Origin of the sequence: Rhodococcus sp. SBT000017, assembly GCF_003688915.1 — a bacterium.
Classification (GTDB): Bacteria; Actinomycetota; Actinomycetes; order Mycobacteriales; family Mycobacteriaceae; genus Rhodococcoides.
The window spans coordinates 1586028-1607383 of the sequence record NZ_REFU01000001.1 but is presented as its reverse complement, the minus strand read 5'-3'; the positions used below and the strand labels follow the sequence as shown (position 1 = coordinate 1607383).

The window sequence follows — 21356 nt, the reverse complement described above, 5'->3', positions numbered from 1 at the left end:
CTACGTCATTTGATCTCTGCGAGGACGGTGCCTTGGGTGATGGCGTCGCCTGCGGTGACGGTCAGGCCGGTGATGGTGCCTGCTTTGTGGGCGTTGACGGGGTTTTCCATTTTCATTGCTTCGAGGACGGCGATGAGGTCACCGGATTCGACGGTTTGGCCTTCGGTGACGGCGACTTTGACCACGGTGCCCTGCATGGGTGCGGTGACCGAGTCGCCGGAGGCGGCTCCTGCTCCGGCACCGCCGCGGGTGCGGGCTTTGGGTTTGCGGCGCACTGCACCCGCAGGACCGCCGCCGCCGTTGCCGCCGAGGGACAGTTCCCCGGGTAGGGACACCTCGACGCGTCGGCCGCCGACCTCGACGACGACGGACTGCCGCGGCAGGACCTCGTCGTCGTCGATGGGTTGTCCGGCGGTGAACGGGGGGACCTGGTTGTCCCATTCGGTTTCGATCCACCGGGTGTGGACGTCGAAGGATTCGCCGTCGCCGATGAACGCGGGATCGGAGACCACCGCGGCGTGGAACGGAATCACCGTCGCCAACCCTTCGACGGTGAACTCCGCGAGCGCACGACGCGAACGCGCGAGGGCCTCGTCGCGGGTGGCTCCGGTGACGATGAGTTTGGCGAGCATCGAGTCGAACTGGCCCCCGATCACCGAGCCGGATTCGACTCCGGAATCGACCCGCACACCCGGTCCGGAGGGGGCGGTGAAGGTGGTGACCGGTCCGGGGGCGGGCAGGAATCCGCGTCCGGCGTCTTCGCCGTTGATCCGGAACTCGAAGGAGTGGCCGCGTGGTTCGGGGTCTTCGGTGATGGACAGTTCTTCGCCGTTGGCGATGCGGAATTGTTGCAGGACCAGGTCGATGCCGGAGGTTTCCTCGGTGACGGGGTGTTCGACCTGCAGTCGGGTGTTGACTTCGAGGAACGAGACGAGGCCGTCTTGGCCGACGAGGTATTCGACGGTGCCGGCGCCGTAGTAGCCGGCTTCGAGGCAGATGGCTTTGGCGCTCGAGTGGATTTCTTTGCGTTGGGCGTCGGTGAGGAACGGGGCGGGGGCTTCTTCGACGAGTTTCTGGAAGCGGCGTTGCAGGGAGCAGTCGCGGGTGCCGGCGACGATGACGTTGCCGTGTTGGTCGGCGATGACCTGTGCTTCGACGTGGCGGGGCTTGTCGAGGTAGCGTTCGACGAAGCATTCCCCACGCCCGAACGCGGCGACGGCTTCGCGGGTGGCGGAGTCGAACAGTTCGGGGATTTCCTCGCGGGTGCGGGCGACTTTCATGCCGCGTCCGCCGCCACCGAATGCGGCTTTGATCGCGATCGGGAGGCCGTGTTCGTCGACGAACGCCAGGATCTCGTCGGCGTCCTTGACCGGTTCGGAGGTGCCGGGGACCGAGGGTGCTTTGGCGCGGGCGGCGATGTGGCGGGCGGTGACCTTGTCGCCGAGGTCGCGGATCGATTGTGGGGAGGGTCCGATCCAGATCAGTCCGGCGTCGATGACGGCTTGGGCGAAGTCGGCGTTCTCGGAGAGGAAGCCGTAGCCGGGGTGGATGGCGTCGGCACCGGACTTGGCGGCGGCGTCGAGGATCTTGTCGATCACCAGATACGACTCCGCCGAGGACTGTCCACCGAGCGCGAAGGCTTCGTCGGCGAGGCGGACGAACGGGGCGTCGGCATCGGGCTCGGCGTACACAGCGACACTGGCCAACCCGGCATCGGCGGCCGCCCGGATCACCCGCACCGCGATCTCACCACGATTGGCGACAAGAACCTTGGTGATCTGAGCACTGGCATGGCTGGGCACTGAGCCTCCTACAGATGTATTTCTCGCGTGCTTCGTTGCGAACGTCACGTCGGAGTCTAAGCACCGGCACTGTCGTCGCTGCAATCGGTCCGCACAGCTGCAGCGGATCGGCCGCGACCCGCAGTGAGCTACTGATTGGTAGCGATCTGACCGGTGTCGGTATGTCCGATATCGGACCGATCGTCGCCCGCATGAGGGAATCGGGCGGTACCGGTGTCCGCCACATCGGTCAACAGCTTTCGGAAGGCACCGACGTACTCGTGAACCCGAGCGGTCGCCTGCTCGGTGTTGGGATAGCGAGCCGCGATGTTGATTCCCTGCGGCGTGCGGTTGATCCAGATGTACACATCGTGCTGATACTGCTTACTGCGTAGCGCGCGGGCATTCCAGTCCGGCCAGTGCTCGGCGGCAGGCGCGAACCGCACATCCATGAACGAGACGACGAAACGCGGGCGGGCGGAGTAGCCCAGAGTGGTGAACACGCGATCGAGAGGAACGCGGGCGATCGGTTTCGTCTTCTTCACCTCGGCCGAGGCCGCCGCGACCACAGAGCCGAACGAGTCCGCACCGGCGAAGTCGAAGGAGATGGGGCACAGTCCGACGAACCAGCCCAGCGCGGAGGCCCACTGCGGCTCGTCTCGGGTGTGAACCGGAGTCACCGTGCGGAAACGAGTGCCACCGCCCAATTCGGAGCCGGTGATGGCGAGCACTGCCAGCAATCCCGCGAACAGGCTGTGTCCGGTCTTGCGGCAGGCGACCGAGAACGAGTCGGCCTGATCGGGGTCGAGCACCCACGCGGACAAACCACCCTGCGGCAGATCGTCGGGGCTCGGATCGCCGATGTCGAGTGGAAAGGCCGGTAGCTCACCATTGCCGTCGACCAGAAAATCCCGCCAGATTCTCACGGCGTCGTGCGAGTGCTCGAGCTCTGCATTCCTCTCACGTTCGGAGGAACCGAAGTCGAGGTAGCTGCCGGCCTCGAACAGCGCAGCAGGCGCGCCACCGAGTTCCTCGCCGTACAGAGCAGCGATCTCGTGCGCGACCAACACCGTGGACAGACCGTCGATGATCGAGTGATCCGCAGCGAAGAACACGGTGATCGGACGCGTCTCGTCAATTGGTTCGAGAGTCACGAAGGCGTACGCGGGCCAGATCAACGGTGAGGTGAACTCGTCGAACAGATACTGCAGGTGCTCGAACACCTCGCTCGATTGCGCGCACCGTTCCTGCTCGACCTGCCAGATGTCGATGGCACCCTGCGCCGCGGTCACCCGCGTCATCTCGCCCGTCACCTCGTCGATCGACGCGCTCGAACGCATCGCCTCGTGCCGGTCGATCCAGTTCAGAACTGCCTGGCGAAACGCGCGCTTGTCCAACGGGCCCGCGATTTCGAAGGCCGCGCCGAGCCACGATTCACGACCGCGACGAGGACTGCTCAGGCTCGTGCGAAGGTGCGCCTCGTGAACATAGGACGTCGGCCTGGCGTCGGGATGCCACCCTGCGGCTTCCGGAGTGCGGGCCTGCGGGCCGACGCTGGGTATCCACTCGGTGAGCGTGCCCGCGGGAACCGCGTAGTCCGCCAACTCCGTGAACTCCATATCGGCAGCAACCAACCTTCGTCGTACGCATCGGGGGGACTGGGCCTCAGTGGCCCTGTCGCGGAGTCTAACGACGACCCGTTGTATCGATCAAGACGACGGCGCACTACCTGCGCCGTCGCCCGTCAACGCAGGTGACGCTTGATCCGCGCCAACATCGCCGACATACCGCGCAGTCGCAGCGGACTGACCGCGTCGCTCAGGCCCAGAGCCGAGTAGAAGTCGTCCGGTACGTCGAGGATCTCCTGTGCGCTGAGACCGTCGAGTCCCTGCGCCAGGATCGAGGCGAACCCCCGCGTGGTCGGAGCTTCCGGCGGGGCGCTGAAAAACAGCCGGATCCGCGCCGGATCGCCTGCATCCACCGACAGGAACAGTGGAGACTGGCACTCCGGCACCGGTTCCATCGCATCCTGAGCAAGGTGCTCCGGCAGCGGGGGCAGTTCGCGACTGAACTCCAGCAGTAGCTGCAGCTTGTCCTGCCCCTCCACCGCGGCGAAGTCGTCGACGATCTCGGCCAGCGACTCCGGCAGGGCACTCATCGAGCGGCCGGAGCCGATCCGGGCTCCTCGCCCTTGGCGATCGGAACGCGAACGGCGTTGCCCCATTCGGTCCACGAGCCGTCGTAGTTGCGAACCGACTGGTACCCCAGCAGATGGGTCAACACGAACCAGGTGTGGCTCGAACGCTCACCGATACGGCAGTACGCGATCACGTCGTCGGTCGCGGAGGTACCGGAGTAGATCTCGTCCAGTTCCGTACGAGAACGGAAGCGTCCGTCCGGTGCGGCTGCCTTGGCCCAGGGAATGCTCACGGCGGTGGGGATATGACCTCCGCGCAGAGCACCTTCTTCGGGGTAGTCGGGCATGTGGGTGCGCTCGCCGGTGTACTCGGCGGGGGAGCGGACGTCGATCAACGGCACCGTTCCGAGCGAGCCGAGGACGTCGGAGGCGAACGCGCGGATGGGCGCGTCGTGACGTTCGATCACCGGGTAGTCGGTTGCGGGGAACTCGGGCACGTCGAGGGTGGTGTCGCGGTTCTCCGACAACCATGCGTCGCGGCCGCCGTCGAGCAGACGGACGTCCTGATGTCCGAACAGAGTGAACACCCACAGTGCATACGCTGCCCACCAGTTGCTCTTGTCGCCGTACACGACGATGGTGTCTTCCCGGGAAATACCTTTGCGGCTCATCAGTTTCGAGAACTGCTCGCCGTCGATGTAGTCACGGGTGACCGGATCGTTGAGGTCGAGATGCCAATCGATCTTGACCGCGCCGGGAATGTGGCCGACGTCGTAGAGCAACACGTCCTCGTCGGATTCGACGACGCGAAGGCCGGGGGTGCCGAGATGAGCGGACAGCCATTCGGTCGATACGAGACGATCCGGATGCGCATAGTCGGCGAACGTTGCGGTGGAATCGGTTGGTACAGGCACGTATCGGCTCCTACGGAAGATATTCGGCTGGCGGCCCGCCCGGGGGTGAACGGTCTGCACTGTCGATCCTATGCGGAATCGGTTCGTCAGGGCGTCAGGGCAGCGCTCTCGGGTTTCGCTGCGGAGGCCCGCATGAGTGCGTCGAGTTCGGCGGTGAACGCGTTCATCACCGAGCGTGCCGTTGCAGTGTCGGGAAATCGTGACCGCAGGGCCAGGCCCGATGTGGTGCGGGAGACCCAGAACTGTGCGTCGTCGGACACCGTGGCATTGCTGATGTGGTGCGCATCGGTTCGATCGAAGCGTTCGTGTCCTTCGATTCTGGTGTAGTCGATGTAGGACACCATGAACACATCTCGACGCGACAGGGTGAAGGCCTCACCGAGGTTGTTCAGTACCTGGGGGATCGGAACGGTGCTCAGCGGTAGTGCCGCGCGAAACGCTGTGTGGGCCGCGGTGATCGTGTCGGCGAGGTCGCGTTCGACCTCCAAGGTCATGGGAGCGTTGGTGGTGAACCAGCCCAGTGCTCGCGAGAATTGCTGCTGATGGCGGGTGTGCAACGGGAACAGGAACGGCACGCGGCTCGGTCCGCCGATGCCGACGCACGCCTGCCCGATCGCAGCTACGACGCCGGCGAACATTCCGGCTCCGGACCGGGCACAGAGCTGCTCGAAGCCGAGGGTGTGCTGCGCGTCGAGTAGGGAAGTGACAGTCGTTGCCTGAGGCGCGGTTTCACCCTCGGCGACGCCGAGGTCGAGCGGGAAACGTGGCGTGGTGCCCCCGCACTCGGTGAGGAAGGTCGACCACCGCACCATGCGCTCGTCCGTTGGGTCGACGAGTGGCTGGGTTGCTTCGACGCGGCAGTACTCGACGAACCCGCCGACCGGAGGCAGGTCTGCTTCCGGGTTCGACGGGCAGCGGCGGTAGGCGTCGTACAGGGTGTGGATCTCGTCGACCACGACGGCGATCGACATGGCGTCGACGTTGGAGTGGTCGAATGCGCACAGGATCGTCGAGGTATCCGGCCGGTCGATTCCGAAACAGGTGTACGACGGGAATCGTCGTGCATCGCAGTGCAGTTCGAGCGTGCGTCGGAGATGATTCCGGAGCATCGACGCCGACGAGAAGGTGGTTCGAGTGGATTGCCTCATCTGCACCGAACCCGGTTCGTAGACCACCCGCTCGATTCCGGCCGCCATGCGAACGAAGGAACTGCGCAGGGTGTCGTGGCGGTCGATCAGGTGCTCGAAGGCCCACCCGAGTGCCCGAGTATCGAGGCTGCCCTGCACTTCGAAGGCTCCGGCTATCCAGACGCGCTCGGCCTCGTCCAGATCACCGAGGTGAAACCGTTGGTTGAACGACGGTGGAATCGGTGACGGCTGCGGCTCCCCGGTGACGACGGCGGTGAACTCGACGACCGTGCCCGCGCGTGGTGTGTACTCAGTGATCGAGGTGACCCGCACCGGCCGGCTCCTGAACGAGATCGTCGAGCGTCAGGCTGTAGTCACCTTCGCGTGCAATGGTTTCCAGTACGTGGGCCAGATGATCGTGGTACCGCTTCACCGCTGCGGCGGCAACCTCGGTATCGGGAGTCTGGGCCACCAGGTACAAGTGCTCACCGTCTCGGTTGATCCACATCGATGCGTTCGACGTCGAGCCCTCACCGGTGAAATGCTCGGCGCGCGTGTCTGCGTCTCGCCCGACGCCGGGGAACCAGCGAAAGTCGATGTACGAGAGCATGTTCGGACTCACTGCCAACTCGCTACCGAGAGTGCCGTCGGCGGCCAGAGCGCCCAGTGCGGCGTGCACCGGGGCCTCCGCGATCTGCTTGGCCTGCTCGAAGCCGCGGTGGGCCAGAACCGCGACGTCGGAGAAGGTGTCGTTTCCTGCCACCTCGAACGCGACCGGAGCAAAATTGACGAACCACCCCTGGGATTGTCCGTAGTCACCGTGGTGCCGGGTACTGAGCACGGTGATCCCGAAGTAGTCGGTGTTTCCCGCCAATTCGAAGTCGGTGATCCCGACGGCGGCGAATATGCCGCTGCTCATCCGGGCCCCGGCGGCCTTGCATGCGGCGTCGAATGCAGCGGTCAGTTCTTTGCTCAACAGGTCGCGTTCGACGATGCGAACCGGAGCTTTCTCGCCCGGCGCGAGTCCGAGGTCGAGCGGGAACCGAGGCATTCGCCCGTCGTGTCGGGTGAAAATGTCTCGCCAAGCGGCGATTTCGGGAGAATCGGCCCCGAACGTCGCGGCCCGAGCCCGCTCGTCGGTGGCGTAGGCCAGATGGCTACCTGCCTCCGCGGGGATCGGTACGTCCGCACCGGTCTCCAGCGCATACAGATCGGTCAACTCGCTGATGACCAACGCCTGCGAGCCGCCGTCGGTGAATGCGTGATCTGCGCCGTAGTACAAGGTGAAGCTGCCGGGCCTGGCCACGACGCCGACGACGAATCCGGGCCAGGCGTCCGCGGTCGCCTCGGACGAGAAGCGCCCACGTACGTACCGTTGGAATTCGTCGTCGTCCGTCGCTTCTCCGGCGTCGGATACTTCGAACGCCGCGACCTCGGGTGGAGCGAGATGCCGAACGACGTCGTTTCCCTCGACCTCGAACCAGCATCGAAGACCCTCGTGCCGCAGCACGTAGGCGGCCAGCGCGCGGCTCATCGCGTCGGTGTCCACGTCACCGTCGATCTCGGTTGCCACCCCGGTGTACGCGGTGTGAACATCGCCGCGTTCGCGGGCCGCCCACGCGGCCTTCAGGTGGTCCTCCTGGAGAAACGAGGCCGGAGCCGAATCGACAGGAGCCGCTTCGGCACTCGCCCGGGCAGCCGAAGTGGGGTGCCATTCGAGCAGCCGGCCGGGAGCCGGATTCCACCGACCCATAGCGGTGATGATCATCGTCGCTTCATCCTCCTCGAAAAGGGCCGCGGGCTGATTCGATGGCTCACTCTGCGGCGACGGTCACCGACCGAGAGGCCGACGTGAGCACCGTATCGGTACCACCGTCGGAGTCGATCACTGCCGTCAACACCGCGACGAATTCGGTGATGAAGCGGTGGACGTTGGTGGACGCGACGTCCGAGCTGGGGAATCGAGCGGAGATGTTGAGCCCTTGGAGCGTCCGGTTGACCCAGAAGTAGACCTCGTCGTCGGCGTGGCAGTTGCTCCGCAGAGCCCGACCCTTTCGGCCCTGCCACTGCTCGGCGTCCGGGAGGAACCGAAGGTCGATGTAGGACACCACGAATCGAGGAATTTCCGTCGATTCGAGGATCTGGGCGATCTTCGAGTACGGCATCCGCGCCAACCCCTTGTTGGCCGCGCCTGCAGTTGCCGCCGCCTCGAGCGCCTCCCCGAACGTGCGAGCGTTCTCGAGCTCGATCTCCATCGGCAGAATTCCGACGTACCAGCCGACCGCCGCGGCCCACTTCTGTTCGTCTCTGGTGTGCATCGGCATCACGGTGCGCAACGTCGTGCGGCCGGACAGGCGCACGTTCGTCAGCGCCAGAGCGGCGAGGATTCCGGCCTGCATGTTGTACCCGGCGGCGCGGCATGCGGCGTTGAAGGCATCCGATTGATCGGCGGTCAGCAGCCAGGACGAGATGCTGCTCTGCGCGGCCGGGCCGGTGCCGGTGAGCGAACGGTCGACCGACACCGGAAGCGGAAACGCGGGAAAGCGTCCGTCCTCCACGGAAAGGAAGTCCTGCCAGGTGCGCACGGCGCTGTGGTCACCGGTGAGCGTCTCGCCGAGAGCCCTCTCGGACTGGCTGAAGTCGACGTAGCTGCCCACTTCGGGCAACTCCGGGTCGATGCCCTCGAGGGCGTGTGCGTAGAGCCGGTCGATCTCGTTGATGGCGTAGATCTGGCTGTAGGCGTCCATCACCGAATGGTCGGCGGCGAACGCGAGCAGGAACGACTCTCCGGGTCCGTTCGACAGAGCACGTGAGGCATCGTCCGGTTCGATGGTGGCGAGGACGAAGTGCGGCCATGCCGTCGGAGACACGGTTTCGCCGAACCAGGAGTGCAGATGGCTGAAGACCTGAGTCTCGGTCCGAGGTTCGGTGTGTGCCCGATCGGTCACCTGCACTGCATCCGTCGGTGCGGTGTAACGCAGCCAGGAACCGGATTCCTCGTCCCGCCGAACCTTGGTCCGAAACGCCTCGTGACGACCCATGTACGCGGCGATGGTTGCACGCACTGCCTCGACGTCGTAGCGGCGATGAATCTCGAACACCGTGCCGATCCACGAGCCCGGTGCGCTTCGCTCGCAATGGTCCTGGTGCGTGAACGACAGCCCGCGGGGGTCCTGTGCCCAACGGTCGTTCTCGACGCGGGGGACCCACTCGGTCAGGCGACCGGCGGGGAGGGGGTAGTCGGCGAGTTCGGTGTATTCCATGGGAGTCCTCTTCCGTTCCGGGCTCGGTCGGCGGTGTGCGGCGTTGGTTCGGTATTGCACGTTCGATTACGGTCGAGTCGATCGTGTAAACCTGTCAGCGGTGCTGGTTCAGCCGATCAGTCGTTTATCCGATTGCTGTTGGATTGCTGTTTGATTGCTGCTTTCCGCATTGAAAGAACAACGTCATTGCCGTCGACCCGAAGTGAGATCAGCACTCACGATAGGGCGAAAGCGAAATTATTTCGCGACGCAAAAAAGTAATACTTCTCACTGTCGAGCGTCTTGACCCGCCGGTCTCCGATCAGGAGTCGTCGGTGTGTCCGATTGTCGTATCCTACGATCGGATCACTGATTTTGCTGGTCGTAGTGATGACAGTTCACAGTCGGAGCGTGATGCGGACTGCCTCATTGGTCGGCGCACGACCTACGTCACTGAATGGCCCGAACATGGTGCGGGACACAATCAGGTTCCCCTTTTGTGCATCTATTGCCGAATGTGAATGCATTGGTGGTGGCGAATTGACACCGCTGCCCCTGTTTCTCGCATGTAGTAGGTTCGGCGCGTGACTCGAATTGGATTTGCCGATCACCTATTCTTGCGAATGCATCACGGCATCGGATATCCCGTCTACAACCAGTTCCTGTGGTGGTTCGACGAATCCGTCCAGCGAATCGACCTGGAAAAACTACGGGACAACCTGTCCGACGGTCTGCTCGCGCGCCGAGTGGTCGCGTCGACGGTGCCTGGTGCCCGCGATCGATGGGTCGCCTCGAACGTCTCCCATTCACTGGATTTTCACCCACACTTCATCGAATCGACCGATGTACTGGCCTGGGCCGACGGTCGCCTCGATCGCGACATCGATCCCGAGACCGGGCTCGGTTGGCGACTGGCAGCGGCACCGTTGGCGAACGGAGGGACGGTGCTGTCGTTGGTCGCTTCGCACATGGTCGCCGATGGCGGCGCCCTGATCGCCGCGTTCGGTGCTGCCAATTCCCCGTCCGAGCAACCTCGGTCGGTTGCGACGGCGGACGGCACAGCAGCCATCGGCTCGGACCTACGAGACGCCGTGGAGCAGGTGCGGTCGGTCGCCGGCTGGCTGGTGAACGCCGCTGCGTCCGCACTCCCGATTCCCACCCGGTCCGGTTCGGACGCTGCTGTCCCGCGCTCGCAGCCGACTCGCTCGCAGCCGAAGGCCGAGGCGGTGGACGCGAACTGGGTATCGCCCCACGCGGTGGCAGAGGTGGACGCAGATGCCTGGAAAGCAACCGCCCGGCGATGGGGTGGCACGTCGAACTCCCTGTTCATCGCGGTCCTCACGGCAGCCTCCGGGCAGGCCGGGCGAGCCTCGATCGGAGACTCGGTGCAGTGGTCACTGCCGGTCAGCGATCGCACCGCCGACGACACCCGCTCCAATGCCACCAAGATCGTCAAGATCGAGGTCCCCGTCACCGACGCGGCCGACCGCGATCTGTCGACGATTCGGACAACCAGCAAGGCGGCGTTCACTGCCTTCGCGTCGAGGCAGGCTGCCGGTCTGCCACCGGCAGGCATCTCGCAGGCCCTCGTGCAGATGCTGCCCGACGCCGTGGTCGCGCGTGTTCCGCAACCGCGTGACGGTGCGGAAGGTCTGGCGTCGAACCTGGGTGTTCTGCCCGAGGTCTTCACCACGGTGGCCGGTATTCGAGCTCGCGCAGTATCGGGCAGAGCGACCTTCGCGGGTGCCGACGCCGCGTTCGCGCGGTCGTTGGACGGTGGCCTCACGGCGTGGGTGTGCGAGACGGGCGCGAGCGTCACCGTGACCGTCCACGCCATGGATCCCGATCGATTCGCCGACGACCAGGCGCTGCGTGACCACCTGGCGGAGGCGCTCGGTCGCTGGGAATTGACTGCGCGCTTCTGGTGAGTGCGTCAGCGGTTCCGCGCTGCCGCCTCGGTGATGTCGGCAGCTGCGGCCACCGCTGTTGTGGTCGGGGCGACGGTGTCGGCGAGTCGGCGTGCCGCTTGCCTGGCTCGGTCGGTGGTGATATCGGAAATGCCCTGCTGTAGAACGGATTCGGTCAACGCCGAGAATTTCGTGCTGGTCCCAGCTCCGATCCGGCGCAGCGCGGCTCCCCAGAACGGCTGATCGGCGCTGAACCAGCAGACGAGCGTCGGCACTCCGGCCCGCGCCGTCGCGGCCGTGGTACCCGCGCCGCCGTGGTGGACCGCAGCCAGGCAGCGCGGCAGAATGCTCGCATGATCGACGGACTCGACGATCATGATGTTCGAGTTCGACTGGGCGGCAGCAGGATCGGCACCGGCAAGGTCGCTCCAGCCGGCACAGACGAGAGCGCGAACGCCCAGTCGTCCGGTCACGTTCTCGATCATGCGCAGCAGCGCCGTGGGATCGGGCACGGGCATGCTGCCGAATCCGAAGTACACCGGCGCGGAGCCCGCCTGCAGCCATCGTTCGAGCGCGGGATCGGCGTCGACGCGAACGCTGCTGAGCCCCAGGAATCCGACGAACGGCCGTTGCGGGCCCCACTGTTCGGCGAGCCCGGGGAACAGTGCCGACTCGTAGGCCTGAATTTCCACTCCGCCGTAGCGTTCGGATCGAACGGGCAGTGAATTCCTCGTCGGTGCCAGGCCAAGAGACACTCGCTGCGCGTTCTCGCGAGCCTTCATGGACTTCCAGCGCATCGACTCCGCCAGCGCCCACATCGATCGGTTGACGTATCCGGGCAACGCGACGCCCGGGGTCACGGGCACCACGCCGTTGCGTCGAAGCGGGCAATAGTGCAGTGCCACAAAGGCATTGCCCGCCGATTCCGCCATGTTGAACGCCATCTCCTGCCCCAGTGAACCGGTGACGATCGCGTCGCAACCCTGGGCCATCCGTTCGAGTTCCGTGGTCATCCGATCCCAGCCGTGATTGGCCAGTTCCGCGAGTGCCGCCATCCTGGTTCGCGGGTTACGCGACTTGATGCGCACCCTGATCAACTCCGACTCCAACAGCCGCTGGGTGTCGGGCCCGAACGAGACCACGCTGACGCGTTCGGACTCAGCCGTTTTCGCGCGAGCGAACTCCATCAGATTGGGTGGTGCGCCGAACACCACGTCGTGTCCGCGATCCGCGAGCTCTACGCCGAGTGCAAGACCGGGCGTCACGTCACCGCGACTGCCGTTGAATGGCATCACGAACTTCATAGGGTCACTCGCAGTCGCGTCGGCGTGGAAAACGTCCTCAACCTATCAGTCCCGCCCGCCGCAGTCCGGGTCGGAAAACATATGGCGGGAAACACATTTGCGGCCCACCTGCGTCCGCACTCGCGCAGCGATAGTCTCGCGTGGTGGAAAGACTGACGTACGACGACGACCTGTTCCTCCGCATGGAATGCGTTCTCGGGGTACCCGTGGTGAACCAGATCGTTTGGCGGTTCGACCGCGCCGTCGCACCGGACGCGCTCCGATCGATGTGGCAAATGCTCGCCGCAGGCCCCATCGATCGATCCGTTCGGCGGGCCCGAGTGCCGGGAGCCCGTGACAGCTGGACCGCAGCGCGTCGATCCGCCGATCCCGTGGTCATCGGATCACCGATCGCCCGCGCGGCGGTCGACAGCTGGATCGAGGACGAGGCCGCGGTGCCGTTGGACCCGATCGGGGGACCGGCGTGGCGATTGTCGGCCACCTCGGTGGACGACGGCGGCACAGTCGTGTCGTTGGTCGGCTCCCACGTCGTCGGCGACGGCGGCGCCCTCACCAGCGCGGCCGCGGCCGCGCTGGCCGGACACGCTGTTCCCGACGATTTCGCACGGGTCGGGCTCGATGACGGTTCCGCGTCCGCGTCGGTGATCTCGCGCGCCGATCTGTTCGATGGTGTCGGCCGTGTCGGTGCGGCGCTCTCGGGTGCGGCACGAGCGCTCGGCCGCACCGCGGTGGAGGCGGTACGGGCACGATCCACGGCGTCCGCCGACCCGAGCGAGGGAATGCCGGAGGGCACCGGTACCGGTGCGGACCGTCCACGTGTGATCGTCGCACCTGCGGAGGGTCCGTGGACGCCGAGCACCGTCGTCGTCGATTGCCTGTCCGCGCAGTGGTCTGCTGCCGCGGCGAGCAAAGGCGGCAGTTCCAACAGTCTGCTGGTCGCGGTGGTGCTCGGCATCCTGACCGGGAGCGGCCGAGTGTCCACGGAGGACCGGGTACGCGTCGCCCTCCCGGTCAGTACCAGGACCGCGGGAGATCGGCGCGCCAACGCGACATCCGGTGTCTCGATCCACGTCGAACCGGGAGCGGCGTACCTCGACGATCTCGGTGCGATTCGTGCGTCGAGCAAGCAGGCATTCAGAACTCAGGCCGATCGCACGGTCACGACGACGTTCGAGCTCCTCAAACCGCTGATGCAGTTGCTGCCCGACGCGATCGTCGCCAAACTCGCCGCGTCGGGCTCGGCTCCGCTGTGCCTGTGCTCGAATCTCGGTGCCAGAGGTGTTGCACTGCGCACCATCGGTGGTGTCGACGCCACCGCGGTGGCGATGAGGTCGATCACGCAGAACACCGACGTGGCCTTGCTGCGCCGCACCGGCGGCGGCGTCAGTGCCTGGTGGAACGAATCGGGAGAACGCGCGACCCTGTGCGTCACCGGGCTCGATCCGGACAGCTTTCCCAGCAAGGAACACCTGCGAGGGCTGGTCGAGGCGGAGTTCGATCGATGGGGCCTGACGCCCGAATTCTGGTGACCTCGAGACAAGTCACAACTGCAGGCGAGGACGGATTTTCGACCGGATCGCCGGTGAGGCTATGCTTTCCGACTGTTCGAGTGTTCGGGCAGGTGTGAGAAAGGGGAGCGATCCATGGCAGTGGTCGTGTTGTTCGGGTCCGAGACCGGTACGGCCGAGGAGGTCGCCGACAAGATTGCGGACGTGCTCAGCGATCATGACGCCGAGGTACGCGACATGCTCGAGTACGAGGTGTCCGACATCGACACCGACGACTTCCACGTGGTCATCTGCTCCACCTACGGAGACGGAGAGCTCCCCACCGGGGCAGAACCCTTCTACGAAGCACTCGTCGAGGACGCGCCGGACCTCGCCGGACTGCAGTTCGCGGTGTTCGGACTGGGCGACCGGGTCTACGAGGACACGTTCAACCGCGGCGGCGAGATCATGGCCGAGAAGCTCACCGAACTCGGCGGCAAGCAGATCGGCACCCACGCTCGGCACGACAGCTCGTCGAACATCAAGCCGAAGACGATGGCCGAGGAGTGGGCTCGCGAACTGATCGACCTGCTGCCCTGACGGTAGGAATCGGCTCCGATGGCCCAGCGGCCGGCGGAGCCGAAACGATCAGGACGCGGTTCCGTCCCACAGAGCGGCAAGAGACGTACCCACACGAGTGAGCAGGGTGCGCACCAGCGGTAGGCCTATCCCGATCACCGAGGACGGATCGCCCTCGATGCGGTCGACGAACCAGCCGCCGAGACCGTCCAGCGTGAACGCCCCCGCCACCGACAGCGGTTCACCGGAGTCGAGGTAGGCCTCGAGGTCCACCGAGGACGGCGTCGCGAAATGCACGACGGTCGTGCTGTGTGCTGCAGCCTGCGCCACGACTACGCCGTCGGTCACCCGGAGCACAGCGTGGCCGGTCAGCAATTCGCCGCTGTTGCCCGCCATGGACTGCCATCGCTCGCGCGCCACCTCGACCGAGTGTGGCTTTCCGTGCAGCTCCCCGCCGATGGCCAACATCGAATCGCAACCGACGATCACCAGATCGTCGGTCGAATCCGCGAACGTCTCGGCCACCGCCGCAGCCTTGGCCCGGGCGAGTTCCGTGACCACCGTTTCCGAAGTCACCGACGGCCCCAGTGCTGCGGTCAACGCATCCTCGTCGACACCCGACACCCGGACGATCGGCTCCACCCCGGCACCGCGCAGCACCGACAGGCGCGCAGGCGACGCCGACGCCAGGACCAGACGAACAGCGCCAGGCGCCGCGTCGGAGGATCGGAGCGTCACCGCGTGTGGCGGCCCGACGCGGCGTACGAATACGCCGACTGAGCCGCGAACCGGCGGTGCAGCAACTCCGGGGAACCCCACAGCTCACGGGGACGAGAATCGCCCGTCGACTCCGATCCGCTCTGCGCAGCCGTCAGAACCGTCACCAGCGCGGCGAGTTCCTCGTCGCTCGGATTGCCCTTCACCACTCGAACGGCAGCGGGGGTCGGAGAGACCACCTCGTCGAGAGTCTCTGCGTCATGATTCGCTTCGCCGCTCATAGTGGGATGTTTCCGTGTTTCTTGGGTGGGAGGGTGACTTGTTTGCGTTCGAGTAGTCGTAGTGCGGTGACGATCTGGCCGCGGGTGTGGCTCGGTGGGATGACGGCGTCGAGGTAGCCGCGTTCGGCGGCGATGTAGGGGTTGACGAGGGTGTCCTCGTATTCCTGCTGCAACGTCAGGCGGAGGGCGTCGACGTCTTCACCGTTCTTCGCGGCGTCGAGCAGTTGTTTGCGGTAGACGAATCCGACGGCTCCGGAGGCTCCCATGACGGCGATCTGTGCGGTGGGCCAGGCGAGGTTGACGTCGGCTCCCATGTGCTTGGATCCCATCACGTCGTACGCCCCGCCGTACGCTTTGCGGGTGATGACGGTGATCTTCCCGACCGTTGCTTCGCCGTAGGCGTAGAGCAGTTTCGCGCCGCGTCGGATGATGCCGTTGTATTCCTGGCCGGTGCCGGGCAGAAAGCCCGGTACGTCGACCAGGGTGATGATCGGGACGTTGAAACAATCGCAGGTGCGCACGAACCGGGCAGCCTTCTCGGAGGCGTCGATATCCAATGTGCCCGCGAACTGGGTGGGTTGGTTGGCCACGATCCCCACCGATCGGCCGTCGATGCGCCCGAACCCGACGATGATGTTGCGTGCCCGCCCTTCCTGGACTTCGAGGAATTCGTCGTCGTCGAGGATCCGGGTGATGACCTCGTGCATGTCGTAGGGGGTGTTCGGTGAATCGGGGATCAGGGTGTCGAGTTCGAGATCCTCGGCAGTGAGCGAGTCCTCGATCGACCCGACAACGGGGTCCGACGGTGCGGTGCGGGGGGCGTCGGCGCGATTGTTCGACGGCAGGTACGACAGGAGGTCGCGGACGTAGTCGAGGGCGTCCTGTTCACCGGAGGCGACGTAGTGCGCGACCCCGGATTTCTCCATGTGGGTTCTCGCGCCGCCGAGTTCTTCCATCGTGACGTTCTCACCGGTGACGGTTTTGATGACGTCGGGTCCGGTGACGAACATCTGGCTCGTGCCGTCGACCATGACCACGAAGTCGGTCAACGCCGGGGAGTAGACGTGCCCGCCTGCGGCGGGTCCCATGATCACCGAGATCTGCGGGATCACTCCCGACGCGCGGACGTTGCGGTGGAAGATCTCCCCGTACAGTCCGAGGGAGACGACCCCTTCCTGGATGCGGGCTCCGGCGCCTTCGTTGATGCCGACCAGAGGGCGGCCGGTCTTGACGGCCAGGTCCATGACCTTGACGATCTTCTCGCCGTAGATTTCCCCCAACGAGCCGCCGAAGACGGTCGCGTCCTGGGAGAACACGCACACATCGCGGCCATCGACCGTGCCGTAGCCGGTGACGACACCGTCACCGAACGGCCGGTTGTCGGCCAACCCGAAATTCTGGGAGCGGTGCCGGGCCAGGGCGTCGAGTTCGACGAACGAGCCCTCGTCGAGCAGGGCGGTGATCCGCTCGCGGGCGGTCAGCTTGCCTTTGGCGTGGACCTTGTCCACCGCCGCCTCACCGGACGGAATCTCCGCAACCGCGAGACGTTTACGAAGATCGGCCAATTTACCCGCAGTGGTATGGATATCGGGGGCTTCGGCCGACCCGTGTGCAGTGGAATCCTGGACGCTGGTCATGGGGAACCACTTTAACTGCGAGTGTGATCTGCGCCCCGACCGAGGGTGGTTCGCCGAGGTCGTCGGCCTGTCGGACGAGCCCATATGCTGGTGCGCATGTGGACAAACCTCGACCGCCCACCACTGGACGTTCGCGCGCTTCGCCGGGCACTGGTGGACGGCCCGCAGGCCTCCTGGTCGCGGGTGGACGTGGTAGCGGAAACCGGTTCGACCAATGCCGACCTGATCGCGGGGGCAGCGAACTACGCCGACCGCACGGCACTGATCGCCGAACATCAGGACAGCGGACGCGGCAGGCACGCGCGACCGTTCTCCGGCGCGCCGCGGTCACAGATTCTGGTGTCGATGCTGCTGAAGTTCCCGGGAATCGATCCTGCGGTGCTCGGGTGGGTGTCGCTCATGACCGGAATCGCTCTGGTCGACGCGTTGCGCACCGTCGGTGAAGTCGATGCTCGACTGAAATGGCCCAACGACGTCCTCATCGGTGGCAAGAAGGTCTCGGGCATCCTGGCCGAGGTCGCCGCACACGGACCGTCGCCCACTGTCGTCATCGGTCTCGGAGTGAACGTGTCGATGACGGTCGACGAGCTGCCGGTACCCACGGCGACGTCACTGGCGCTGGAGGGGGCCGCGGTTCTCGACCGCGACACGTTGGTTCGGGCGATTCTGCGTGGAATGGCCGCCGAGGTGGACTCGTGGCGGGACTCGAACTGGAACACCGACGCCCTCGTCCACCGGTACCGGGAGAGGTGCGGCACCATCGGGCAGCGCGTGCGAGTCGATCTGCCCGGCGGCGACGAGAAGGTCGGAACCGCGGTCGACGTCGACGAGCACGGCCGGATCGTGATCGAGGTCGAGCAACCCGGGTCCGACCGGCCGTCGGTGCTGGCCGTAGCGGCCGGTGATGTCACTCATCTCCGACCTCTCTCGTGAGACCATATCGACTCGACGGAAGTCGTAGCGAGTAGTCAGGAGTGCACGTGGCTTATCCACAGGACGCGTTGGCCGACGAGGAAGAGCTCCTGCTTCATCATCACCCCCACTGGAAGATGCTCGTCCTGCCGTCGGTGACCTTCGTGCTCGTCACGGGCCTGGCAGGCGTCGGCCTCGGGGTCGCGAGTGCGCGGCTCGAATCGACCGCTGCGAACGTCGCCATGATCGCCACCGCTGTGCTGTGGGCGGCGATCGTCGTGTGGCGGTGCCTGGTGCCGCTGATCAGCTGGAAGTGCACGCACTTCATCGTCACCGATCGACGAGTGTTGATCAGGCAGGGCGTGCTCACCCACTCCGGCATCGACATTCCGATGAGCCGAATCAGCAACGTCCAGTTTCGACACGGACTGATCGACCGGATGTTGCGGACCGGCACGCTCATCATCGCCTCGGCATCGGACGATCCACTCGAGTTCGACGACATTCCGCACGTGCAACGAGTGCATTCCCTGCTCTACCAGCAGGTATTCGATTCGATGGAGTACCGCCGCGAATCCGTGCACGGCCGGGAGGCTGCGTTCGAGCCGATGCCCGAGGATTCGGCTGCCGAGTCCAAGCCCGGTTGGCGAGCTGGGAAACGCAGGTAACACAGGCTGTTCTCACCTTCGAACCGTATGGTGACCGATGTGACCGACGTGCTGCTTGCCGAAGACGACGAAGCCATCGCTGCGCCCCTGTCCCGAGCTCTCGGGCGTGAGGGCTACACGGTGACCGTCGAACAGACCGGCCCCGCAACCCTTCAGCGCGCGCTGGACGGAAAATTCGATCTGCTGATACTCGACCTCGGCCTACCGGGGATGGACGGCCTCGAAGTGTGTCGGCAGGTGCGTGCCAACCGATCCGAGGTTGCCGTACTCATGCTCACCGCACGAACCGACGAAGTCGACTTCGTGGTCGGTCTCGACGCCGGGGCCGACGACTACGTCGGCAAGCCCTTCCGGCTCGCCGAGCTCATGGCCCGCGTACGTGCGTTGCTTCGTCGCCGTGGTGCCGGGGAGGACTCCCCGATCGAGGTCGGTGCCATTCGCCTCGAACCCGCTGCTCGACGCGTCCTGGTCGGCGGCAGCGAGATATCTCTCGCCAACAAGGAATACGAGCTGCTCAAGGTTCTGCTCGACCATGCGGGCCAAGTCGTCTCTCGCGAAGTGATCCTGCGTGAGGTCTGGGGCGACGCGGAGCTGCGTGGATCGAAGACCCTCGACATGCACATGTCCTGGCTGCGTCGCAAGATCGGCGACGAGGGACCGGTGGCCGAGCGTCGTATCGCGACGGTGCGCGGCGTCGGCTTCCGTATCAACAGCGACTAGCGGTCGATGCGGCGTCGAATTCTGGTCTCGATTCTCGCTGTCGTCGTCATGACGGCGTTGCTGCTCGGTTTGCCGCTGATGTACACCGCTTGGTTGTGGGTGGAGGATTTCACGCGCAACGACCTGCAGGCACGCCTGGATCGAATGGCGGCGGAGATCATCTCGCAGGAAGGGTCGACCGGGCTGATCGAGGGCCAGCTCGACATCGGCTCGCTTCGGTTGGCGATCCCGCAGGGTGGCCGGCTCGTGGTCATCTACCCGACCCCCGAGGATGCCGCATCGCGCGCGGACATCGGACAGTCCTCCGTGCCTCGACCACTGGTGGAGTCGCTGTCGATGGGTACCTCGGGTTCGCTTCGGCTCGAAGTGCCGTCCGACGACATGCGTTCTCTTCAGCGTCAGGCGCTCGGAGCGGTGACCCTCGTCGTTCTCGCCTCTGCAATGGCAGGCACCGTCGTGGCCGTCGTGACAGCCAAGCGGCTGGCCGATCCGCTGCAGGATGTGGCGCGGCGAGCTGCTCGCCTGGCGGAGGGCGACTTCCGGCCGGACCCACGACGGCACGGCATCGCCGAGCTCGATCGGGTCTCGGAAGTTCTCGACTCGGCCACTGTCGAGATCGCCGGACGGCTGCAGCGTGAACACACGTTGGTTGCCGATGTCTCGCATCAGCTCCGCAGCCGCCTGACCGCTGTCCGCCTACGCCTGGACGAGATTTCCACGCACCCGGATCCGGCGGTGGTCGACGAGGCCAACGAGGCGATGGATCAGGTGGACCGACTGACCCTTGCCATCGACGAGCTCGTTCGATCCTCTCGTAGTGACGGCGCGGCCGACGCGCACGAGGTCTCGGTCGTCGAGGAACTGCTCGGCACCATCGTCGAATGGCAGCGAAACTTCGAGGACGCGGGGCGGACCCTGGTGATCAAGGGTGACGTAGATCTGAAGGCCTCGGTGACCGGATCGCGGTTGCGCGAAGCGGTCTCGGTGCTGATCGACAATTCTCTGGTGCACGGAGACGGGGCATGCACGGTGGCGGTTCGGGCCGTCTCGGCCGTCGAGAGCACCGAGAGACGCCGTGAACGACTGGTCTGTGTCGAGGTTTCGGACGAGGGGCCAGGGGTGAGCAACGAACTCGCTCCGCACATCTTCGACCGTGGATTCTCCGGAGCCGGTTCCACCGGTGTCGGGCTCGCTCTGGCCCGGGCCCTGATCGAGGCGGACGGAGGCAGGCTGGAATTGCAGCGACGCCGTCCCGCGCTCTTCTCGGTGTTCCTGCCTGCGTGGCGTGAACCGTCGCCTGCCGTGCCTCGACGCGAGCCGCGCTGAGCGTCTCAGGGTTGGTCGAGTGCGTCCGCTGCGTCGGTCGGGTCCTCGTTGCGTTCGGCGTCCACTTCCAGGATCGTCCGCGCGTTGTCCTCGGGAAAAGCGAAGCGGCGCAGTGCCCAGAACCGGAATGCCATTTGCAGCAGGTTGCCGATGATGTAGTTGAGGACGAAGTCGATGATGACCACCGTCGTCAGGGATTCGCTGGTGTCGCGAATGTCGAAGATGTTGTTCGCGATCCACAGGGGACCGGCTGCGATGAGCACGCCGATGCCGCTGATCGCGAAGAAGAGCAGTGCCTCGTGGTGTCGCTCGCGTCCGCCGCGATGCTTGAAGGCCCACTCGCGGTTGAGGAAGTAGCTGAGCAGGGTGGCGAGAACACCCGAGATGATCTTGGCGATCACGGGCTTCTGCTCGAGCACCGTCAGGCTCAGTGAATAGAAGATGACGAGGTCGAACACCATCGTCGTGCCACCCACGATGGCGAACTTGATCAGCTCACTGTGCCGAATCGCGAGATCCCGAATGGGCGTGGGTAGGCGTTGGAGCACGCTTGCGATCGTCGGCACAACGGTGAAGTCTACGAAACACACCCCGGTTTCGCCGAACCGAGGCTCCGA

Annotated in this window: 19 protein-coding genes; 7 read left to right on the top strand and 12 right to left on the bottom strand. The window is 65.4% G+C overall.

Going from position 1 to position 21356, the window contains the following annotated elements; translation table 11 throughout:
* Positions 1–5: 5 nt before the first annotated feature.
* The 7 genes from AYK61_RS07245 to AYK61_RS07215 all read right to left on the bottom strand — a co-directional run bounded on the left by AYK61_RS07245 (position 6) and on the right by AYK61_RS07215 (position 9222).
* Positions 6–1802, bottom strand: coding sequence for an acetyl/propionyl/methylcrotonyl-CoA carboxylase subunit alpha (locus AYK61_RS07245; RefSeq protein ID WP_121870317.1), 1797 nt, complete (start codon positions 1800–1802; stop codon positions 6–8).
* 128 nt (positions 1803–1930) lie between these two features.
* A complete protein-coding gene (locus tag AYK61_RS07240; protein WP_121870316.1) occupies positions 1931–3400 on the bottom strand; it encodes a condensation domain-containing protein in 1470 nt (489 codons plus the stop codon).
* Positions 3401–3525: 125 nt separating this feature from the next.
* Positions 3526–3939: a SufE family protein gene (locus tag AYK61_RS07235; RefSeq protein WP_121870315.1), complete on the bottom strand. Its 414-nt coding sequence runs from the start codon at positions 3937–3939 to the stop codon at positions 3526–3528.
* On the bottom strand, positions 3936–4832 hold the full coding sequence (locus AYK61_RS07230) for a sulfurtransferase (protein WP_121870314.1): 897 nt from the start codon (positions 4830–4832) through the stop codon (positions 3936–3938). The genes AYK61_RS07235 and AYK61_RS07230 overlap by 4 nt, the downstream gene beginning before the upstream one ends.
* A gap of 86 nt (positions 4833–4918) precedes the next feature.
* Entirely contained in the window at positions 4919–6292 is a 1374-nt protein-coding gene (locus AYK61_RS07225; RefSeq protein ID WP_183130197.1) for a condensation domain-containing protein, read from the bottom strand.
* Complete coding sequence (locus AYK61_RS07220) at positions 6270–7727, bottom strand: condensation domain-containing protein (protein WP_121870312.1); 1458 nt, start codon at positions 7725–7727, stop codon at positions 6270–6272. The genes AYK61_RS07225 and AYK61_RS07220 overlap by 23 nt, the downstream gene beginning before the upstream one ends.
* 46 nt (positions 7728–7773) lie before the next feature.
* Entirely contained in the window at positions 7774–9222 is a 1449-nt protein-coding gene (locus tag AYK61_RS07215) for a condensation domain-containing protein (protein WP_121870311.1), read from the bottom strand.
* A 602-nt stretch (positions 9223–9824) separates the two neighbouring features.
* Here AYK61_RS07215 and AYK61_RS07210 point away from each other — a divergent pair.
* Complete coding sequence (locus AYK61_RS07210) at positions 9825–11129, top strand: hypothetical protein (protein ID WP_121870310.1); 1305 nt, start codon at positions 9825–9827, stop codon at positions 11127–11129.
* A gap of 5 nt (positions 11130–11134) precedes the next feature.
* Here the strand turns inward: AYK61_RS07210 and AYK61_RS07205 are convergent, their stop codons facing one another.
* Positions 11135–12400, bottom strand: a complete 1266-nt coding sequence (locus AYK61_RS07205; protein ID WP_259467957.1) for a glycosyltransferase — start codon at positions 12398–12400, stop codon at positions 11135–11137.
* 155 nt (positions 12401–12555) lie between these two features.
* Here AYK61_RS07205 and AYK61_RS07200 point away from each other — a divergent pair, with 155 nt between their 5' ends.
* Together AYK61_RS07200 and AYK61_RS07195 are read left to right on the top strand one after the other, a co-directional pair.
* Positions 12556–13941 (top strand): hypothetical protein, encoded by a 1386-nt coding sequence (locus AYK61_RS07200; protein WP_121870308.1) that lies wholly within the window; start codon positions 12556–12558, stop codon positions 13939–13941.
* Positions 13942–14055: 114 nt separating this feature from the next.
* Positions 14056–14499, top strand: a complete 444-nt coding sequence (locus AYK61_RS07195; RefSeq protein ID WP_121870307.1) for a flavodoxin domain-containing protein — start codon at positions 14056–14058, stop codon at positions 14497–14499.
* A 48-nt stretch (positions 14500–14547) separates the two neighbouring features.
* Here the strand turns inward: AYK61_RS07195 and AYK61_RS07190 are convergent, their stop codons facing one another.
* The 3 genes from AYK61_RS07190 to AYK61_RS07180 are packed head-to-tail and all read right to left on the bottom strand — an operon-like array spanning position 14548 to position 17113.
* Positions 14548–15216, bottom strand: a complete 669-nt coding sequence (locus AYK61_RS07190) for a nucleoside triphosphate pyrophosphatase (RefSeq protein WP_259467956.1) — start codon at positions 15214–15216, stop codon at positions 14548–14550.
* Positions 15213–15476, bottom strand: a complete 264-nt coding sequence (locus AYK61_RS07185; RefSeq protein ID WP_121870306.1) for an acyl-CoA carboxylase subunit epsilon — start codon at positions 15474–15476, stop codon at positions 15213–15215. Before AYK61_RS07185 ends, AYK61_RS07190 begins: the two co-directional genes overlap by 4 nt.
* Entirely contained in the window at positions 15473–17113 is a 1641-nt protein-coding gene (locus tag AYK61_RS07180; RefSeq protein ID WP_121870305.1) for an acyl-CoA carboxylase subunit beta, read from the bottom strand. The genes AYK61_RS07185 and AYK61_RS07180 overlap by 4 nt, the downstream gene beginning before the upstream one ends.
* Before the next feature lie 96 nt (positions 17114–17209).
* Here AYK61_RS07180 and AYK61_RS07175 point away from each other — a divergent pair, with 96 nt between their 5' ends.
* Genes AYK61_RS07175 through AYK61_RS07160 form a run of 4 tightly spaced genes read left to right on the top strand, consistent with a single transcriptional unit; the run spans position 17210 to position 20739 of the window.
* Positions 17210–18046, top strand: a complete 837-nt coding sequence (locus tag AYK61_RS07175) for a biotin--[acetyl-CoA-carboxylase] ligase (protein WP_121872537.1) — start codon at positions 17210–17212, stop codon at positions 18044–18046.
* 47 nt (positions 18047–18093) lie between these two features.
* Positions 18094–18693 (top strand): PH domain-containing protein, encoded by a 600-nt coding sequence (locus AYK61_RS07170; protein ID WP_237669608.1) that lies wholly within the window; start codon positions 18094–18096, stop codon positions 18691–18693.
* 39 nt (positions 18694–18732) lie between these two features.
* Positions 18733–19413: a response regulator transcription factor gene (locus AYK61_RS07165; RefSeq protein WP_121872536.1), complete on the top strand. Its 681-nt coding sequence runs from the start codon at positions 18733–18735 to the stop codon at positions 19411–19413.
* Positions 19414–19419: 6 nt separating this feature from the next.
* Entirely contained in the window at positions 19420–20739 is a 1320-nt protein-coding gene (locus AYK61_RS07160; RefSeq protein WP_121870303.1) for a HAMP domain-containing sensor histidine kinase, read from the top strand.
* Positions 20740–20744: 5 nt separating this feature from the next.
* Here the strand turns inward: AYK61_RS07160 and AYK61_RS07155 are convergent, their stop codons facing one another.
* A complete protein-coding gene (locus AYK61_RS07155) occupies positions 20745–21305 on the bottom strand; it encodes a GtrA family protein (protein WP_183130195.1) in 561 nt (186 codons plus the stop codon).
* Positions 21306–21356: the final 51 nt, after the last annotated feature.